The organism is Streptomyces sp. 63XJN7_1_ISO-PGPR-S23-121, assembly GCF_056173025.1.
This window is the reverse complement of record NZ_CM149653.1, coordinates 1,471,408-1,484,895: the sequence shown is the minus strand read 5'-3', so window position 1 is coordinate 1,484,895 and position 13,488 is coordinate 1,471,408. Positions and strand designations below refer to the sequence as shown.

Genomic DNA, 13,488 nt, shown 5'->3' with positions numbered 1-13,488 from the left:
CTCCCGTTACTCTGGGTTGTCCGCGAGGGATCTCGCCGCCCGGACGCAGTGGGCGAGGGCCCCGCGGGCATACTCGGGGGACGCGCCCGCGAGTCCGCACGACGGAGTGACCGTCACCGCCTCCGCGAGAAGCCCCGGATGCAGCCCCAGCCTGCGCCACAGCGTCCTGACACCCATGACGCTACCGGCAGGGTCCGACAATGCCGTGTCCGTGCCCGGGACGACACCGGCGAACAGCCGCGTACCGCCCTCGACCGCCTCGCCGATCGCCTCGTCGTCACGCTCGGTGAGGAGGGAGAAGTCGAAGGAGATGCCCGCGACGCCGGCCCGGCGCAGCAGGGCGAACGGGACGTCGGGGGCGCAGGAGTGGACCACGACGGGCCCTGTGCCGTGGACCCCGACGGTGTCCCGGAGGGTCGCCTCCACGACCTGCCGGTCCACGGCCCGGTACGTGCGGTAGCCGCTGGCGCTGCGCACCTGGCCGCGCAGCACCGCGGTGAGGGACGGCTCGTCGAGCTGGAGCACGAGCGTCGCGCCGGGCACGCGGCGCCGCACCTCGGCGAGGTGCAGGCGCAGGCCCTCGGCGAGGGAGGCGGCGAGGTCCCGGGTGGCACCGGCGTCGGACAGGACGGCCTCGCCGCCTCGCAGTTCCAGGGCGGCGGCCAGGGTCCAGGGACCGACGGCCTGGACCTTCAGCGGCCCCTCGTAACCCTGCGTGAACTCCTCGAGCGCGTCGAGGTCCTCCCGCAGCCAGGCCCGGGCCCGTTTGGTGTCGCGGCCCGGGCGGTCGCCGAGGCGCCAGCCGCTGGGCTCCACGCGCGCGTACAGCTCGACGAGCATCCCGGCGCTGCGGCCGATCATGTCGGCGCCGGGGCCGCGGGCGGGCAGCTCGGGCAGGAAGGGGAAGTCCTCGAAGGTGCCGGTGGCGGTCTTGACGGCCTCGCGCGCGTCGTCCCCCGGCAGGGAACCGACGCCGGTCGCGGGGCCGAAACGCGGGCTGGTCTGGCTGTTGTCGCTCACCCGGCCAGCCTAAGCCGCCGTCACCGCCCCGGGCGCACCGTCAGATCGTTGACCTCGGCGTCCCGGGGGAGGTCCAGGGCCATGACGATCGTCGTGGCGACCGACTCGGGGTCGATCCACCGCGCGGGGTCGTACTCCTTGCCCTCCTGCCGGTGGACCTTGGCCTGCATGGGGCTGGCGGTGCGGCCGGGGTAGACGGAGGTGACGCGGACGCCGTTCGCGTGCTCCTCCTGGCGCAGGGAGTCGGCCAGGGCCTTCAGACCGTGCTTGGAGGCGGCGTACGCCGACCAGCCGGCGTGGGCGTTGAGCCCGGAACCGGAGTTGACGAAGAGGACGTGGCCCTGGGCGACGCGGAGCTGGGGCAGGAAGAGACGGGTCAGCTCGGCGGGGGCGACCAGGTTGACGCCGAGCTGGTGCCGCCAGGTCCTGGGGGTGAGGTCGCCGACCGGGCCGAGGTCGACCACGCCCGCGATGTGCAGCAGGGAGTCGACGCGGTCGGGCAGCGTCTGGTGGGAGAACGCCCAGGAGAGCTTCTCGGGGTCCGCCAGGTCGCCGACCAGCGTCTTCGCGCCGGGGAACGCGGCCGCCAGTTCCTTAGCGCGGCCCGCGTCGCGCGCGTGCAGCACGACCTCGTCGCCGCGCTCGTGCAGGCGGCGGGTCACGGCCGCGCCGATGCCGGAGCCCGCTCCGGTGATCACATGTGTAGCCATGCCCGCCATGCTCGCATCATCGCCGGCTCACGCCACGCCCTGGCTCTCCTCCAGGTAGGCCAGCGCGCCGACCGGCTCCTCGGCGAAGAAGACCAGCTCGGTGAGGGGACGCGGCAGGAAGCCCTCGTCCTCCATGCGGCGGAACTGCTCCTTGAGGCCGTCGTAGAAGCCCTCCGTGTTGAGCAGGACGACCGGCTTGTCGGTGTGCCCGTGCTTCTTCAGCTCCAGGATCTCCGTCGCCTCGTCCAGGGTGCCGGTGCCGCCCACCATGATCACCACGGCGTCGGCCCTCTCCAGCAGCAGCCGCTTGCGCTCGGCGAGGTCCTTGGCGATCACCATCTCGTCCGCGCCCTCGCGCGCCTTGGCCGCCAGGAAGTCCACGGACACGCCGAGCAGCCTGCCTCCGGCCTCGTGCACGCCGTCGGCGACGACCTTCATCAGCCCGGTGTCCGAACCGCCCCACACGAGCGTGTGCCCGCCCTTGCCGAGGAGGGTGCCGAACTCCTTCGCGGGGCGCCTGTAGCGCTCGTCGAGGTCGGCGGCGGAGAGGAAGACGCAGATGTTCATGCGCCCACGGTACGGCGGTGGTGCCGCCCGGGAAGAACCCGGCTCCGGCGCACGCTGTAAGGACAGACGTGGCCAACCGAGGAGGAGCGAGCATCGTGACGAAGGGTCATCGCATCACCATCGAGCGGAGCGACCGGCACGTGCGCGTGGTGCACGGCGGGCAGGTCCTGGCGGAGAGCGACGGGGCACTGGTCCTGCGCGAGACGGGCTGTCCCGACCGGTACTACCTCCCGGCCGAGGACGTACGCCTGGACCTGCTGACGCCGTCCGGCACCCGCACGCACTGCCCGTTCAAGGGCGACGCGTCCTACTGGTCGCTGCCGGACACGGCGGACCTCGTCTGGGCCTACCCGGACCCGAAGCCGGACGTGGCGGAGATCAAGGACCACCTGTGTTTCTACGACGTCGAGGTGTCCTGAGGGATGAAACGCGTGCCGTAGGGCAATGTGCACAAATATGAACAAGAAGACCCTTTCGCTTGACGGCACACGCATCGCGTACGAGCGCGCCGGGCAGGGGCCGGCCGTCATCCTGGTCAGCGGCGCGATGTCCACGGGTGCGACTGTGGCGCCCCTGGCCGCGGAGTTGTCGGACCGTTTCGACGTCACCGTGTACGACCGCCGGGGCCGCGGCGAGAGCGGTGACACGGCGCCCTACGCCGTGGAGCGCGAGGTCGAGGACCTGGCGGCCCTGATCGGGGTGGTCGGCGGCGAGGCGTCCCTGTACGGCATCTCGTCGGGCGGCGCGCTGGTGCTGCGGGCGGCGGCGAGCGGCCTGCCGGTGCGCCGGGCCGCCGTGTACGAGGTGCCGTACGCCATGGACGACGACGCCGCGCGGGCCCGCGCGGAGTACACCGAGCGGCTGGGCGAGGCGCTCGGGCAGGGCCGGCGCGGGGACGCGGTGGAGCTGTTCCTGCGGCTCACCGGCCTGGGCGAGGAGATGATCCGGGGCGCCCGCCAGTCGCCGATGTGGGCCGGCCTGGAGTCGGTCGCGCCGAGCCTCGCGTACGACGACGCGGTGATGGGCGACGCCCGGGTGCCGCGGTCCCGGCTGGCGGAGATCACCGTGCCCGTGCTGGCCCTGGCGGGCGACGCGGGCGCCGCGTGGATGCGCGAGGCGGCACGGGCCGTCGCCGACGCCGTGCCCGACGGCACGTACCGGGCCCTCGGGGGCCAGAGCCACATGGTGGAGCCGGGCGTGCTGGCGCCGGTGCTGGCGGAGTTCTTCGCCGCGTGAACCGGTCCGCGCGCCGGGTGGTTCAGGCCACGCCGGCCGTCGCGCGCACGGTGGAGGCGATGGTCGCCGAGCCGACCACGCGCGTGCCGTCGTACAGCACGATCGCCTGACCGGGGGCGACGCCCCGGACGGGCTCGGTGAAGGAGACCTCGAGGGAGCCGTCGACGAGTTCCGCCGTCACCTCGGTCTCGCCGCCGTGGGCGCGCAGCTGGGCCGTGTAGGTGCCGGGGCCCGTCGGGGCGGCGCCGCACCAGCGGGGCTTGATCGCGGACAGGGCGGTGACGTCGAGTGCGGCCGCGGGGCCGACCGTGACCGTGTTGTCCACCGGGGAGATGTCGAGGACGTAGCGGGGCTTGCCGTCGGGGGCGGGGGTGCCGATCCGCAGGCCCTTGCGCTGGCCGATGGTGAAGCCGTACGCGCCCTCGTGGGTGCCGACCTTGGAGCCGGACTCGTCGACGATGTCGCCCTCGGCCCTGCCGAGGCGGTCGGCGAGGAAGCCCCGGGTGTCGCCGTCGGCGATGAAGCAGATGTCGTGCGAGTCGGGCTTCTTGGCGACGGCCAGTCCCCGGCGCTCGGCCTCCGCGCGGATCTCGTCCTTCGTGGTGAGCGTGTCGCCGAGCGGGAACATCGCGTGCGCGAGCTGCCGGTCGTCCAGCACGCCGAGGACGTAGCTCTGGTCCTTGGCCATGTCGGAGGCGCGGTGCAGTTCGCGGGTGCCGTCCTCGCTCAGGATCACCTTGGCGTAGTGGCCGGTGCAGACCGCGTCGAAGCCGAGCGCGAGGGCCTTGTCCAGCAGGGCGGCGAACTTGATCTTCTCGTTGCAGCGCAGGCACGGGTTCGGGGTGCGCCCGGCCTCGTACTCGGCGACGAAGTCCTCGACCACGTCCTCGCGGAAGCGGTCGGCGAGGTCCCACACGTAGAACGGGATGCCGATGACGTCCGCGGCGCGGCGGGCGTCGCGGGAGTCCTCGATGGTGCAGCAGCCCCGTGCGCCCGTGCGGAAGGACTGCGGGTTGGCGGAGAGCGCCAGGTGGACGCCGGTCACGTCGTGCCCCGCCTCGGCCGCGCGGGCGGCGGCGACGGCGGAGTCGACTCCGCCCGACATGGCGGCGAGGACGCGGAGGGGACGGGTGCGCTGCGGGGTGTCAGTCATAACCCTTCCAGAGTAAGGGGGCGCGGGAACCGGAGCGCGCGAGTATGCGTTGAAGATCGCATGGGGGCGAAGAGCGGGTCCACGGGCGGACCCAGGGATGCGGACCGGCACCTCGGGCGCCGGACGCTGATCGTCGGCGGCGCGGCGGCGGCCCTGGGCACGGCGGTGCTGGCGCGTGACGAGCTGGCGCGGCTGTGGTGGCGTACGCCGGGCGTGGAGAAGCCGCGCGAGGAGGGCGCCGTCGACTACGCGGGCGCCCGGTGGGTGGCGGCGTCGGACGCGAACTGGCGGCGTGCGGACCGGCCCGACGACTTCGGCATCGACATGGTGGTCGTCCATGTCACGCAGGGCAGCTTCGCGAGCGCGGTGAAGGCGTTCCAGGACCCGGGTCACAAGGCGGCCACGCACTACATCGTCGGCCAGGACGGGCACGTCACCCAGATGATCCGCGAGCTGGACGTGGCCTACCACGCGGGCAACCGGGACTACAACGAACGCAGTGTCGGCATCGAGCACGAGGGTTTCGTGGACCGGCCGGAGGACTTCACGGAGGCGATGTACGCCGCCTCGGCCCGGCTGACCGCCGGCATCTGCGCGCGGTACGACATACCCGTCGACCGCGAGCACGTCATCGGGCACGTGGAGGTGCCGGGCACCGACCACACCGATCCGGGTCCGCACTGGGACTGGGACCGCTACATGAAGCTGGTCCGGCGGGCCGCGACGAGCGGGCCGTCGCCCGGTCCCACCGCCGGGCGGGCCGGCAGCACCGGCGTCTGACCCGGCCCGTCGCGTACGGCGGTGCCGCGGGCTGGAGCGTGTCGTCACACAAACTCGACCAACCTGGCTGGGCAGTACACCTAGGACAGCCCCGCCGCCCGCGCGCGTTCCACCGCCGGGCCGATCGCCTTGGCGAGCGCCTCCACGTCGTCCGCCGTGGAGGTGTGGCCGAGCGAGAAGCGCAGGGTGCCGCGGGCGAGGTCGGGATCCGTGCCGGTGGCCAGCAGGACGTGGCTGGGCTGGGCGACGCCGGCGGTGCAGGCGGAGCCGGTGGAGCACTCGATGCCCTGGGCGTCGAGGAGGAGGAGCAGGGAGTCGCCCTCGCAGCCGGGGAAGGTGAAGTGGGCGTTGGCCGGCAGCCGGTCCACCGGGTCGCCGCCGAGGACGGCGTCCGGGACCGCCGAACGGACCGCGTCGACCAGGGCGTCGCGCAGGGCGCCGATCTCGCGGGCGAACCACTCGCGCTGCTCGGTGGCCAGGCGGCCGGCGACCGCGAAGGAGGCGACGGCGGGCACGTCGAGGGTGCCGGAGCGGACGTGGCGTTCCTGGCCGCCGCCGTGCAGGACGGGCACGGGGCTGTACTCGCGGCCCAGCAGCAGCGCGCCGATGCCGTAGGGGCCGCCTATCTTGTGGCCGGAAACCGTCATCGCGGCGAGCCCGGAGGCGGCGAAGTCGACCGGGAGCTGCCCCACGGCCTGGACCGCGTCGGCGTGCAGCGGGACGCCGAAATCGGCTGCCACGTCGGCGAGTTCACGGACCGGCATGACCGTTCCGATCTCGTTGTTGGCCCACATGACGGTGGCGAGGGCGACGTCCGCGGGGTCGCGGGCGATGGCCTCGCGCAGCGCCTCGGGGTGGACGCGGCCGTACGCGTCGACCGGCAGGTACTCCACGGTCGCGCCCTCGTGCTCACCGAGCCAGTGGACGGCGTCCAGGACGGCGTGGTGCTCGACGGGACTGGCCAGGACGCGGGTGCGGGCCGGGTCGGCGTCGCGGCGGGCCCAGTACAGGCCCTTGACGGCGAGGTTGTCGGCCTCGGTGCCGCCGGAGGTGTAGACGACCTCGCTGGGGCGGGCGCCGAGGGCGTCGGCGAGGGTCTCGCGGGCCTCCTCGACGGTGCGCCGTGCGCGGCGGCCGGACGCGTGGAGGGAGGAGGCGTTGCCGGTGGCGCCCACGTGCGCGGTGAGTGCCTCGACCGCCTCGGGGAGCATCGGGGTGGTCGCGGCGTGGTCGAGGTAAGCCATGGTGGGGCCGATTCTACGGGGCCGCCCGGCCCGGCCACGGATCAAGGCCGGTCTCTTCGGCGGACCGGGACCGGTCCGGGTGTCGGGTGGCTCACAGACTCCACGACATGGTGTTGTCCGCGGACATGAAGGCCACCAGGACCAGCAGGTCGGCGACGCCCAGGCCGAGACCGAGGAGCGCCCGGCCGCGGCGGGCGGTGCCCCGCCACAGGGCGACGCCGGCCAGCGCGATGGCGACGGGGCCCAGGAAGACGTTGAGGACGAGCAGGCCGAGGAGGCCGAGGACGAAGGACGCGACGGCCATGCCGTCGGTGTCCCGGATACCGGTCCGGCGGGTGGCCGGTGCGGTGAGCTGCACGGCGTTCTCCTTACGGTGCGTCGGTGGACCGGGCGGGGCCTCGATGGGCCGGCGGCGGTCAGTGGGCGGAGGTGCTCCGGTGGCGGCCGTGCCGCTCCCGGACCGCGAAGACGCCCAGCCAGACGGCGATGACCAGGCCGACGGCGACGGAGAAGGTGAGCGGCGCGTGGGCGACGGTGCCCAGGACGGCACCGAGGAGCAGGAGCGCGACGACGAGAAACAGCATGGAACGGATCCCCCAACCTTCGGTGAACGGTTGTAGTTACAGTTGTTCACTGACTTCCCAGTCTAGCGCACCCCATGGCTTTCCAATTCCAGAGAACAGTTGTTAACTGCATAGCATGAGTCACACTCTCGGCGTCCGGCAGGCCCAGAAGCAGAAGACCCGTCAGGCGCTCCTGGACGCGGCCCTCGCGCTGCTGGAGGAGCAGAGCCTGAGCAGCCTGGGCCTGCGCGAGGTCACCCGTGCGGTCGGCGTCGCGCCGACCGCCTTCTACCGGCACTTCCGTTCCACCGCCGACCTCGGCGTGGCACTGGTGGAGGAGGCGCTGGGCAGCCTGCATCCGATGATCCGGACGACGGTGTCGCCCGTGGAGGACAGTGACGAACGCATCGCCCGTGCCGTGGAGTTGATCGCCGGTCATGTGGCCGCGCACCCCGCCCACGTCCGGTTCATCGCCCGGGAGCGCCACGGCGGGGTGCAGCCGGTGCGCGAGGCCATACGCGACCAACTGGCCCGGTTCGCCGAGGAGGTGCAGGCCGAGCTGGCCAAGGACCCGCAGTCGGCGGGCTGGAACGACGACGACCTGCTGATGCTCGCGGGCCTCTACGTCGACCAGATGCTGATCACGGCCTCGCTGTTCCTGGAGACGCTGGAGGCACCGGAGGAGGAGCGCCGGCGCGTCGCCGCCGTCGCGACCCGCCGCGTGCGGCTGATCAGCATCGGCCGCCGGCACTGGCTCGACTGACCGGGCGGGGAACGCCGGCCCACGCACGGGACGCCGGGACCATCGGTCCCGGCGTCCCGGTGTGCGGTGCGAGGGGGTGGACGCCCCCGTGGGGTCCGTCAGCCGAGCCGGACGCGGGCCAGCTGGCGGGACTGGGCCACCAGGCGGTCGGCGCCGTCCCAGACCTCGGCGTCCTCCTCGAGGAAGCCGCCGGCGAGGTTGCGGGTGGTGATGGAGACGCGCAGCGGACCCGGCGCCGGGCGGCAGCGCACGTGCACGGTCAGCTCGACCGTCGGCACCCAGCCCTTCAGCCCGAGCTCGAAGGCGGTCGGCGGCAGCGCGTCCACCGCGAGGAGCAGGGAGAGGGGATCGGAGTCGCGGCCGTCGGCGAGCCCGAACCAGGCCCGCATCTCCCCCTTGCCCGAGGGCTGCCCGAGGGCCCAGCCCAGGGTGGCGGGGTCCAGCTTGAGCATCAGCCGGTCGGCGATGGCGGAGCTGCCCTCCACCGGGGCGGGGCCGTCCTCCGGGCCGAAGCACTCGCTCACCGGCGGGAACACGGGCGCCTTCGCGGACGTGCGGACGTCGTCGGGCAGCGCGTCGAGGTCGCCGTACGAGGCGAGGACGCGGATGCGCTCGACCTCGTTGCCCTCGTCGTCGTACTGGAAGAGGGACGCCTGGCCGGTGGAGAGCGTGCGGCCGGCGCGGACCGTCTCCGTGCGGACGACCGCCGGGCCCGGCTGGGACGCGGTGAGGTAGTGCGCCGAGACGGTGAAGGGGTCGGGGTGCGGCAGGGCGTCCCCGAGGGCGCGGCCCAGGACGGCCAGCAGGTAGCCGCCGTTGACGGCGTTGATGATCGTCCAGCCGGCGGAGAGGTCGATGTCGTAGACACCGGGTGCGCGCCGGGTGACGCGGGTGTCCCGGTCGAACTCGCTGTCGCCGATGGTGGCCCGAGTGGCCGGCGCGGAGGCTGCTTCTGGCATGGCTGCACGGTACAACAAGAGACTACTAAGCGGTAGCTTTTCTGGCGTTCGGGCGCGGACGGCGGCGAGAGACCTCTCACTCCCCCTCGACGACCGTCGACCGCCGGTTCCACGCGCGCGGTGCCCGCCAGTGGTAGCGCAGGGCCAGCAGTCGCAGGACGAAGGCGGTGACCACCGCGAAACCGCTCGTGAACGGGCTCAGCGCGTCGAAGCGGATGCACAGGACGACCATGGTGGCGCCGACGATGGCCGGGACGGCGTACAGGTCGCGGTCCCAGCGCAGCAGCGAGGGCACCTCGTTGGCCAGCACGTCGCGCAGCACACCGCCGCCCACCGCGGTGGCCATGCCCAGACAGGCGGAGGCGGTCAGGCCGAGCCCGTAGTCGTACGCCTTGGTCGTGCCGGCGACGCAGAACAGGCCGAGGCCGGCCGCGTCGAAGACGTTGACGCCGGTCTGGAGGCGCTCGACGTGGGGATGCAGGAAGAAGACCAGCGCGGTGGCGAGCAGCGGGGTCAGGAAATAGCCCAGGTCCGAGAACGCGGCGGGCGGCACCGCGCCGATGATCAGGTCCCGGAACAGCCCGCCGCCCAGCGCGGTGACCTCGGCGAGCACGGCGATGCCGAAGACGTCGAAGTTCTTGCGGACGGCCAGCAGGGCGCCCGAGATGGCGAAGACGAAGATGCCGATCAGGTCGAGCGTGTGCTGCACGGTGGGGCTGAAGAGTTGCTCGTACACCCTGCCATTCTCACCTGCCGGTGAGCCCCCGCCTTGCGAACGAAGGCGGGGGCTCACGGGCCGGGCCGGGCTACTTCTTCTTCTTCTTCTTGGCCGGGGGCCCGGCGTCGCCGCCCGTCTCCGCCGCACCGGACGCGGCGGCCTCGGGCTCGTCCGAACCGGCCTCGGGAGCCGCCTTCGCCTTGGAACCGGCCTCCGGCTTGGCGCCGGCCTCCGGCTTCGAGCCGGCCTCCGCTTCGGGAGCGGCCGCCTCGGCCTTCTCGTCTGCGGCCTCCGCCTTCGCGGCCTTCGCCTCCGCGACCACCGCCGCCGAGGCCTCCGCCTTCGCGGCGACCGCGTCGGCGGACTCCGGCTCGGCGGGCTCCGCGTCGGCGGCCTCCGGCTCCGTGACGACCGCCGCCGGGGCTTCCGCCTCAGCCGCTTCCGCCTCCGAGGCCTCCGCCTCGGCGGTCTCCGCCTTCGCGGGGTCCGCCTTCGTGCCCTCCACCTCCGCGGCCACCGCCGCGGAGGTCTTCGCGGACTCCGCCAGGGCCTCGTCCGGGACCGTCTCCGCCGCCTCCTTGGCCGCGGTGAGCAGGACGACGTCCTGCGGGGCCTGGTCCTCGAAGTTCTCCGGGTGGTGGCAGGCCACCTGCTGGCCCGGACGCAGCTCCTTCAGCGGCGGCTCCGTGGTCTTGCAGATCTGCGTCGCCTTCCAGCACCGCGTGTGGAAGCGGCAGCCGCTCGGCGGGGAGATCGGCGAGGGCACGTCGCCGCGCAGCAGGATCCGCTCGCTCTTGGCGCCCCGGCGCTTCGGGTCCGGCACCGGCACCGCCGACATCAGCGCCTTGGTGTACGGGTGCATCGGCGCCTCGTACAGCGAGGTGCGGTCGGCGAGCTCGACGATCTTGCCCAGGTACATCACCGCGATCCGGTCCGAGACGTGCCGGACGACGGACAGGTCGTGCGCGATGATCACGTACGTCAGGCCGAGCTCCTGCTGGAGGTCGTCCATGAGGTTGACGACCTGCGCCTGGATGGACACGTCCAGCGCGGAGACCGGCTCGTCCGCCACGACCAGCTTCGGCTTCAGCGCGAGCGCGCGGGCGATGCCGATGCGCTGGCGCTGACCGCCGGAGAACTCGTGCGGGTAGCGGTTGTAGTGCTCGGGGCTGAGACCCACCAGCTCCAGGAGCCGCTGGACCTCCTTCTTCACCCCGCCCTCGGGCTCCACGCCCTGGAGGCGGAACGGCGCCGAGACGATGCCGCCGATGGTGTGGCGCGGGTTCAGCGAGCCGTACGGGTCCTGGAAGATCATCTGGATGTCCCGCCGCAGCGGGCGCATCCCGGCCGTGTTCAGCCGCGTGATGTCCTTGCCCTCGAAGTGGATCGAGCCGCCCGTCGGGTCCTGGAGCCGGGTGATGACCCGGCCCATGGTCGACTTGCCGCAGCCCGACTCGCCGACCACGCCGAGGGTCTCGCCCTTGCGCACCTCGAAGTCGATGCCGTCGACGGCCTTGACCGCGCCGGCCTGGCGCCGGAGAACACCCTTGTGGATCGGGAAGTGCTTCTGCAGGCCCTCGACCTTCAGCAGCACCTCACGCTCCTCGGGTGAGGATGCCTGGGCCGGGACCGTCTTCGCGTCCGTCTTCTTCGTATCGCTCACAGCTTCGGCGCAATCTCTTCGGTCCAGATCCGCGTGCGGTCCTCCTGCGAGAGGTGACAGGCGGAGAAGTGCCCGCTGCCGACCACCTGGAGTTCCGGCCGCACGGTACGGGTGACATCGCCCTTGGGGATGTCCGCGTACGGGCAGCGGGGGTGGAAGGCGCAGCCCGAGGGGACGTTGATGAGGCTCGGCGGCGAGCCCTTGACCGGGATGAGCCGCTCGGAGGTGTCGCGGTCGATGCGCGGCATCGAGCCGAGCAGGCCCCAGGTGTACGGGTGCTGCGGCCGCTCGAAGACGTCGTCGACCGAACCGCGCTCCACGCACCGGCCGCCGTACATCACCAGGACGTCGTCGGCGATCTCGGCGACGACGCCGAGGTCGTGGGTGATGAGGACGACCGCGGAGCCGAACTCCTTCTGCAGGTCGCGGATGAGGTCGAGGATCTGCGCCTGGACGGTCACGTCCAGGGCGGTCGTCGGCTCGTCCGCGATGAGCAGCTCGGGGTTGTTGACCAGCGCCATGGCGATCATGGCGCGCTGGCGCATACCGCCCGAGAACTCGTGCGGGTAGCTGTCGACCCGCTTGCCGGGCTCGGGGATGCCGACCCGGTCGAGCATCTCGATCGCCCGCTTGCGCGCGGTCTTCTTGTTGACGTCGTGGTGGACCCGGTACGCCTCCACGATCTGGTTGCCGATCGTGTAGTACGGGTGCATCGCGGACAGCGGGTCCTGGAAGATCATCGCCATCTCGCGGCCGCGCAGCCGGCGGACCTCGTCCGGGTCGGCGGAGACGAGCTCCTTGCCGCCGAGCCAGATCTCGCCGGACATCCGCACGTCCTTGCCGCGCGAGCCGAGCCGGTGGAGGCCCATGATCGCGAGCGAGGTGACGGACTTGCCCGATCCCGACTCGCCGACGATGCAGAGGGTCTTGCCCTTCTCCACCTGGAAGCTGAGCCCGTCGACGGACTTGACCAGGCCGTCGTCGGTGGGGAAGTGCACCTTGAGGTCGCGGACCGCGAGGAACGCGTCGGGCGCGTTCGACGGCGGGGTCGTGGGCTCACCCACGGCGGCCCCGGTCTTGGAGAGTTCGGTCACGAGAGCCTCACGCGTGGGTCGGCGGCGGCGTACAACAGGTCCACCAGGAGATTGGCGATCACGACGAAGAAGGCTGCGAGCAGGGTGACGCCGAGGATCTTGGGCAGGTCGTTGTCGGTGATGCCCTGCACCGCGTACTGGCCGATGCCGGGCAGCGAGAACACCTTCTCGGTGATCACGGCACCGCCGAGCAGCAGGCCGAGGTCCATGCCGAAGACGGTGATGATCGGCGTCAGCGCGGCCCGCAGCCCGTGCCGGGCCACCACCCTGCGCTCCCGCAGGCCCTTGGCGCGGGCCGTGCGGATGAAGTCCTCGTTCATCGTCTCCAGCATGCCCGAGCGGGTGAGCCGCGCGTAGATGGCGGAGTACAGCAGGGCCAGCGAGCACCAGGCCGGGATGAGCGTGTTGGCCCACTGGGCCGGGTTCTCGGTGAACGGCACATAGGTGCGGCCGAAGATCGGCCACTGGTAGGTGAACAGCAGGAGCAGCAGGTTGCCCGTGAAGAACATGGGCAGCGACACACCGGCGAGCGCGACGCCCATGAAGGTACGGTCGAAGACGCTGCGGGGCTTGAGGGCGGAGATCACGCCGATCAGGACGCCGGAGACCAGCCACAGCACGGCGGCGCCGCCGGCCAGCGAGAGGGTCACCGGGAGGCGCGAGGTGAGCTGAGGCCAGATGGCCTCGTGGGTCTTGAAGGAGTAGCCGAAGCAGGGCGCGTCGCACTGCGCCGTGGTGGGGCCCAGGTTGTAGGTGGCGCCGCTGACGATCCCCTTGATGAAGTGCCAGTACTGGACGTAGAGGGGCTCGTCCAGACCGAGGTTCTGCTTGACCGCGAGGATGTCCGCCTTCGTCGGGCTCTTTCCGATGTACTGCTGCGCGAGCTGGTCGGCGGTCTGACCGGCGAGCCGCGGCAGCAGGAAGAAGATCGCGAAGGTGACCGCGGTGACGACCAGCAGCAGGATCACTGCCGCGAACGTCCGACGGAGGATGTACGAGATCACGGGGACCGGCGCTG

16 protein-coding genes are annotated in these 13,488 nt (G+C 72.3%); 4 read left to right on the top strand and 12 right to left on the bottom strand.

Annotated features, from left to right (window positions below):
• Positions 1 to 6: 6 nt before the first annotated feature.
• The 3 genes from AC0VYN_RS06920 to AC0VYN_RS06910 are packed head-to-tail and all read right to left on the bottom strand — an operon-like array spanning position 7 to position 2,297.
• The gene (locus AC0VYN_RS06920; protein ID WP_475535221.1) at positions 7 to 1,020 is read right to left on the bottom strand and encodes a methionine synthase; all 1,014 of its coding nucleotides are present in this window, start codon (positions 1,018 to 1,020) and stop codon (positions 7 to 9) included.
• 20 nt (positions 1,021 to 1,040) lie between these two features.
• A complete protein-coding gene (locus AC0VYN_RS06915) occupies positions 1,041 to 1,730 on the bottom strand; it encodes an SDR family oxidoreductase (protein ID WP_475535220.1) in 690 nt (229 codons plus the stop codon).
• 27 nt (positions 1,731 to 1,757) lie between these two features.
• Complete coding sequence (locus AC0VYN_RS06910; RefSeq protein ID WP_475535219.1) at positions 1,758 to 2,297, bottom strand: LOG family protein; 540 nt, start codon at positions 2,295 to 2,297, stop codon at positions 1,758 to 1,760.
• Positions 2,298 to 2,392: 95 nt separating this feature from the next.
• Here AC0VYN_RS06910 and AC0VYN_RS06905 point away from each other — a divergent pair, with 95 nt between their 5' ends.
• The gene (locus tag AC0VYN_RS06905; RefSeq protein ID WP_475535218.1) at positions 2,393 to 2,716 is read left to right on the top strand and encodes a DUF427 domain-containing protein; all 324 of its coding nucleotides are present in this window, start codon (positions 2,393 to 2,395) and stop codon (positions 2,714 to 2,716) included.
• Between the two features lie 37 nt (positions 2,717 to 2,753).
• Positions 2,754 to 3,533: an alpha/beta fold hydrolase gene (locus tag AC0VYN_RS06900; protein WP_475535217.1), complete on the top strand. Its 780-nt coding sequence runs from the start codon at positions 2,754 to 2,756 to the stop codon at positions 3,531 to 3,533.
• A 22-nt stretch (positions 3,534 to 3,555) separates the two neighbouring features.
• Here AC0VYN_RS06900 and mnmA read toward each other — a convergent pair whose 3' ends face one another.
• Positions 3,556 to 4,686 (bottom strand): tRNA 2-thiouridine(34) synthase MnmA, encoded by a 1,131-nt coding sequence (gene mnmA, locus AC0VYN_RS06895; protein WP_475535216.1) that lies wholly within the window; start codon positions 4,684 to 4,686, stop codon positions 3,556 to 3,558.
• 60 nt (positions 4,687 to 4,746) lie between these two features.
• On the opposite strand from mnmA, the gene AC0VYN_RS06890 reads away from it, so the two are divergent.
• The gene (locus tag AC0VYN_RS06890) at positions 4,747 to 5,466 is read left to right on the top strand and encodes an N-acetylmuramoyl-L-alanine amidase (RefSeq protein ID WP_475535215.1); all 720 of its coding nucleotides are present in this window, start codon (positions 4,747 to 4,749) and stop codon (positions 5,464 to 5,466) included.
• Positions 5,467 to 5,546: 80 nt separating this feature from the next.
• Here AC0VYN_RS06890 and AC0VYN_RS06885 read toward each other — a convergent pair whose 3' ends face one another.
• From AC0VYN_RS06885 to AC0VYN_RS06875, 3 genes are all read right to left on the bottom strand, one after another.
• Positions 5,547 to 6,710, bottom strand: coding sequence for a cysteine desulfurase family protein (locus AC0VYN_RS06885; RefSeq protein WP_475535214.1), 1,164 nt, complete (start codon positions 6,708 to 6,710; stop codon positions 5,547 to 5,549).
• Positions 6,711 to 6,801: 91 nt separating this feature from the next.
• Positions 6,802 to 7,068: a DUF4190 domain-containing protein gene (locus AC0VYN_RS06880; RefSeq protein ID WP_475535213.1), complete on the bottom strand. Its 267-nt coding sequence runs from the start codon at positions 7,066 to 7,068 to the stop codon at positions 6,802 to 6,804.
• 58 nt (positions 7,069 to 7,126) lie between these two features.
• A complete protein-coding gene (locus tag AC0VYN_RS06875; protein WP_385462732.1) occupies positions 7,127 to 7,294 on the bottom strand; it encodes a hypothetical protein in 168 nt (55 codons plus the stop codon).
• A 115-nt stretch (positions 7,295 to 7,409) separates the two neighbouring features.
• Between AC0VYN_RS06875 and AC0VYN_RS06870 the strand changes: the two genes are divergently transcribed.
• Positions 7,410 to 8,036 carry a TetR family transcriptional regulator gene (locus AC0VYN_RS06870; protein WP_475535212.1) on the top strand — a complete coding sequence of 209 codons (627 nt, stop codon included), beginning with the start codon at positions 7,410 to 7,412 and terminating at the stop codon, positions 8,034 to 8,036.
• A 98-nt stretch (positions 8,037 to 8,134) separates the two neighbouring features.
• On the opposite strand, the gene AC0VYN_RS06865 is transcribed toward AC0VYN_RS06870, so the two are convergent.
• From AC0VYN_RS06865 to AC0VYN_RS06845, 5 genes are all read right to left on the bottom strand, one after another.
• Positions 8,135 to 8,995 carry a thioesterase family protein gene (locus AC0VYN_RS06865; protein WP_475535211.1) on the bottom strand — a complete coding sequence of 287 codons (861 nt, stop codon included), beginning with the start codon at positions 8,993 to 8,995 and terminating at the stop codon, positions 8,135 to 8,137.
• A 76-nt stretch (positions 8,996 to 9,071) separates the two neighbouring features.
• Positions 9,072 to 9,731, bottom strand: coding sequence for a trimeric intracellular cation channel family protein (locus AC0VYN_RS06860; protein WP_475535210.1), 660 nt, complete (start codon positions 9,729 to 9,731; stop codon positions 9,072 to 9,074).
• Between the two features lie 70 nt (positions 9,732 to 9,801).
• On the bottom strand, positions 9,802 to 11,376 hold the full coding sequence (locus AC0VYN_RS06855; RefSeq protein ID WP_475535209.1) for an ABC transporter ATP-binding protein: 1,575 nt from the start codon (positions 11,374 to 11,376) through the stop codon (positions 9,802 to 9,804).
• Positions 11,373 to 12,470, bottom strand: a complete 1,098-nt coding sequence (locus AC0VYN_RS06850) for an ABC transporter ATP-binding protein (protein ID WP_475535208.1) — start codon at positions 12,468 to 12,470, stop codon at positions 11,373 to 11,375. Before AC0VYN_RS06850 ends, AC0VYN_RS06855 begins: the two co-directional genes overlap by 4 nt.
• On the bottom strand, positions 12,467 to 13,474 hold the full coding sequence (locus AC0VYN_RS06845; protein ID WP_475535207.1) for an ABC transporter permease: 1,008 nt from the start codon (positions 13,472 to 13,474) through the stop codon (positions 12,467 to 12,469). Before AC0VYN_RS06845 ends, AC0VYN_RS06850 begins: the two co-directional genes overlap by 4 nt.
• Between the last annotated feature and the right edge of the window lie 14 nt (positions 13,475 to 13,488).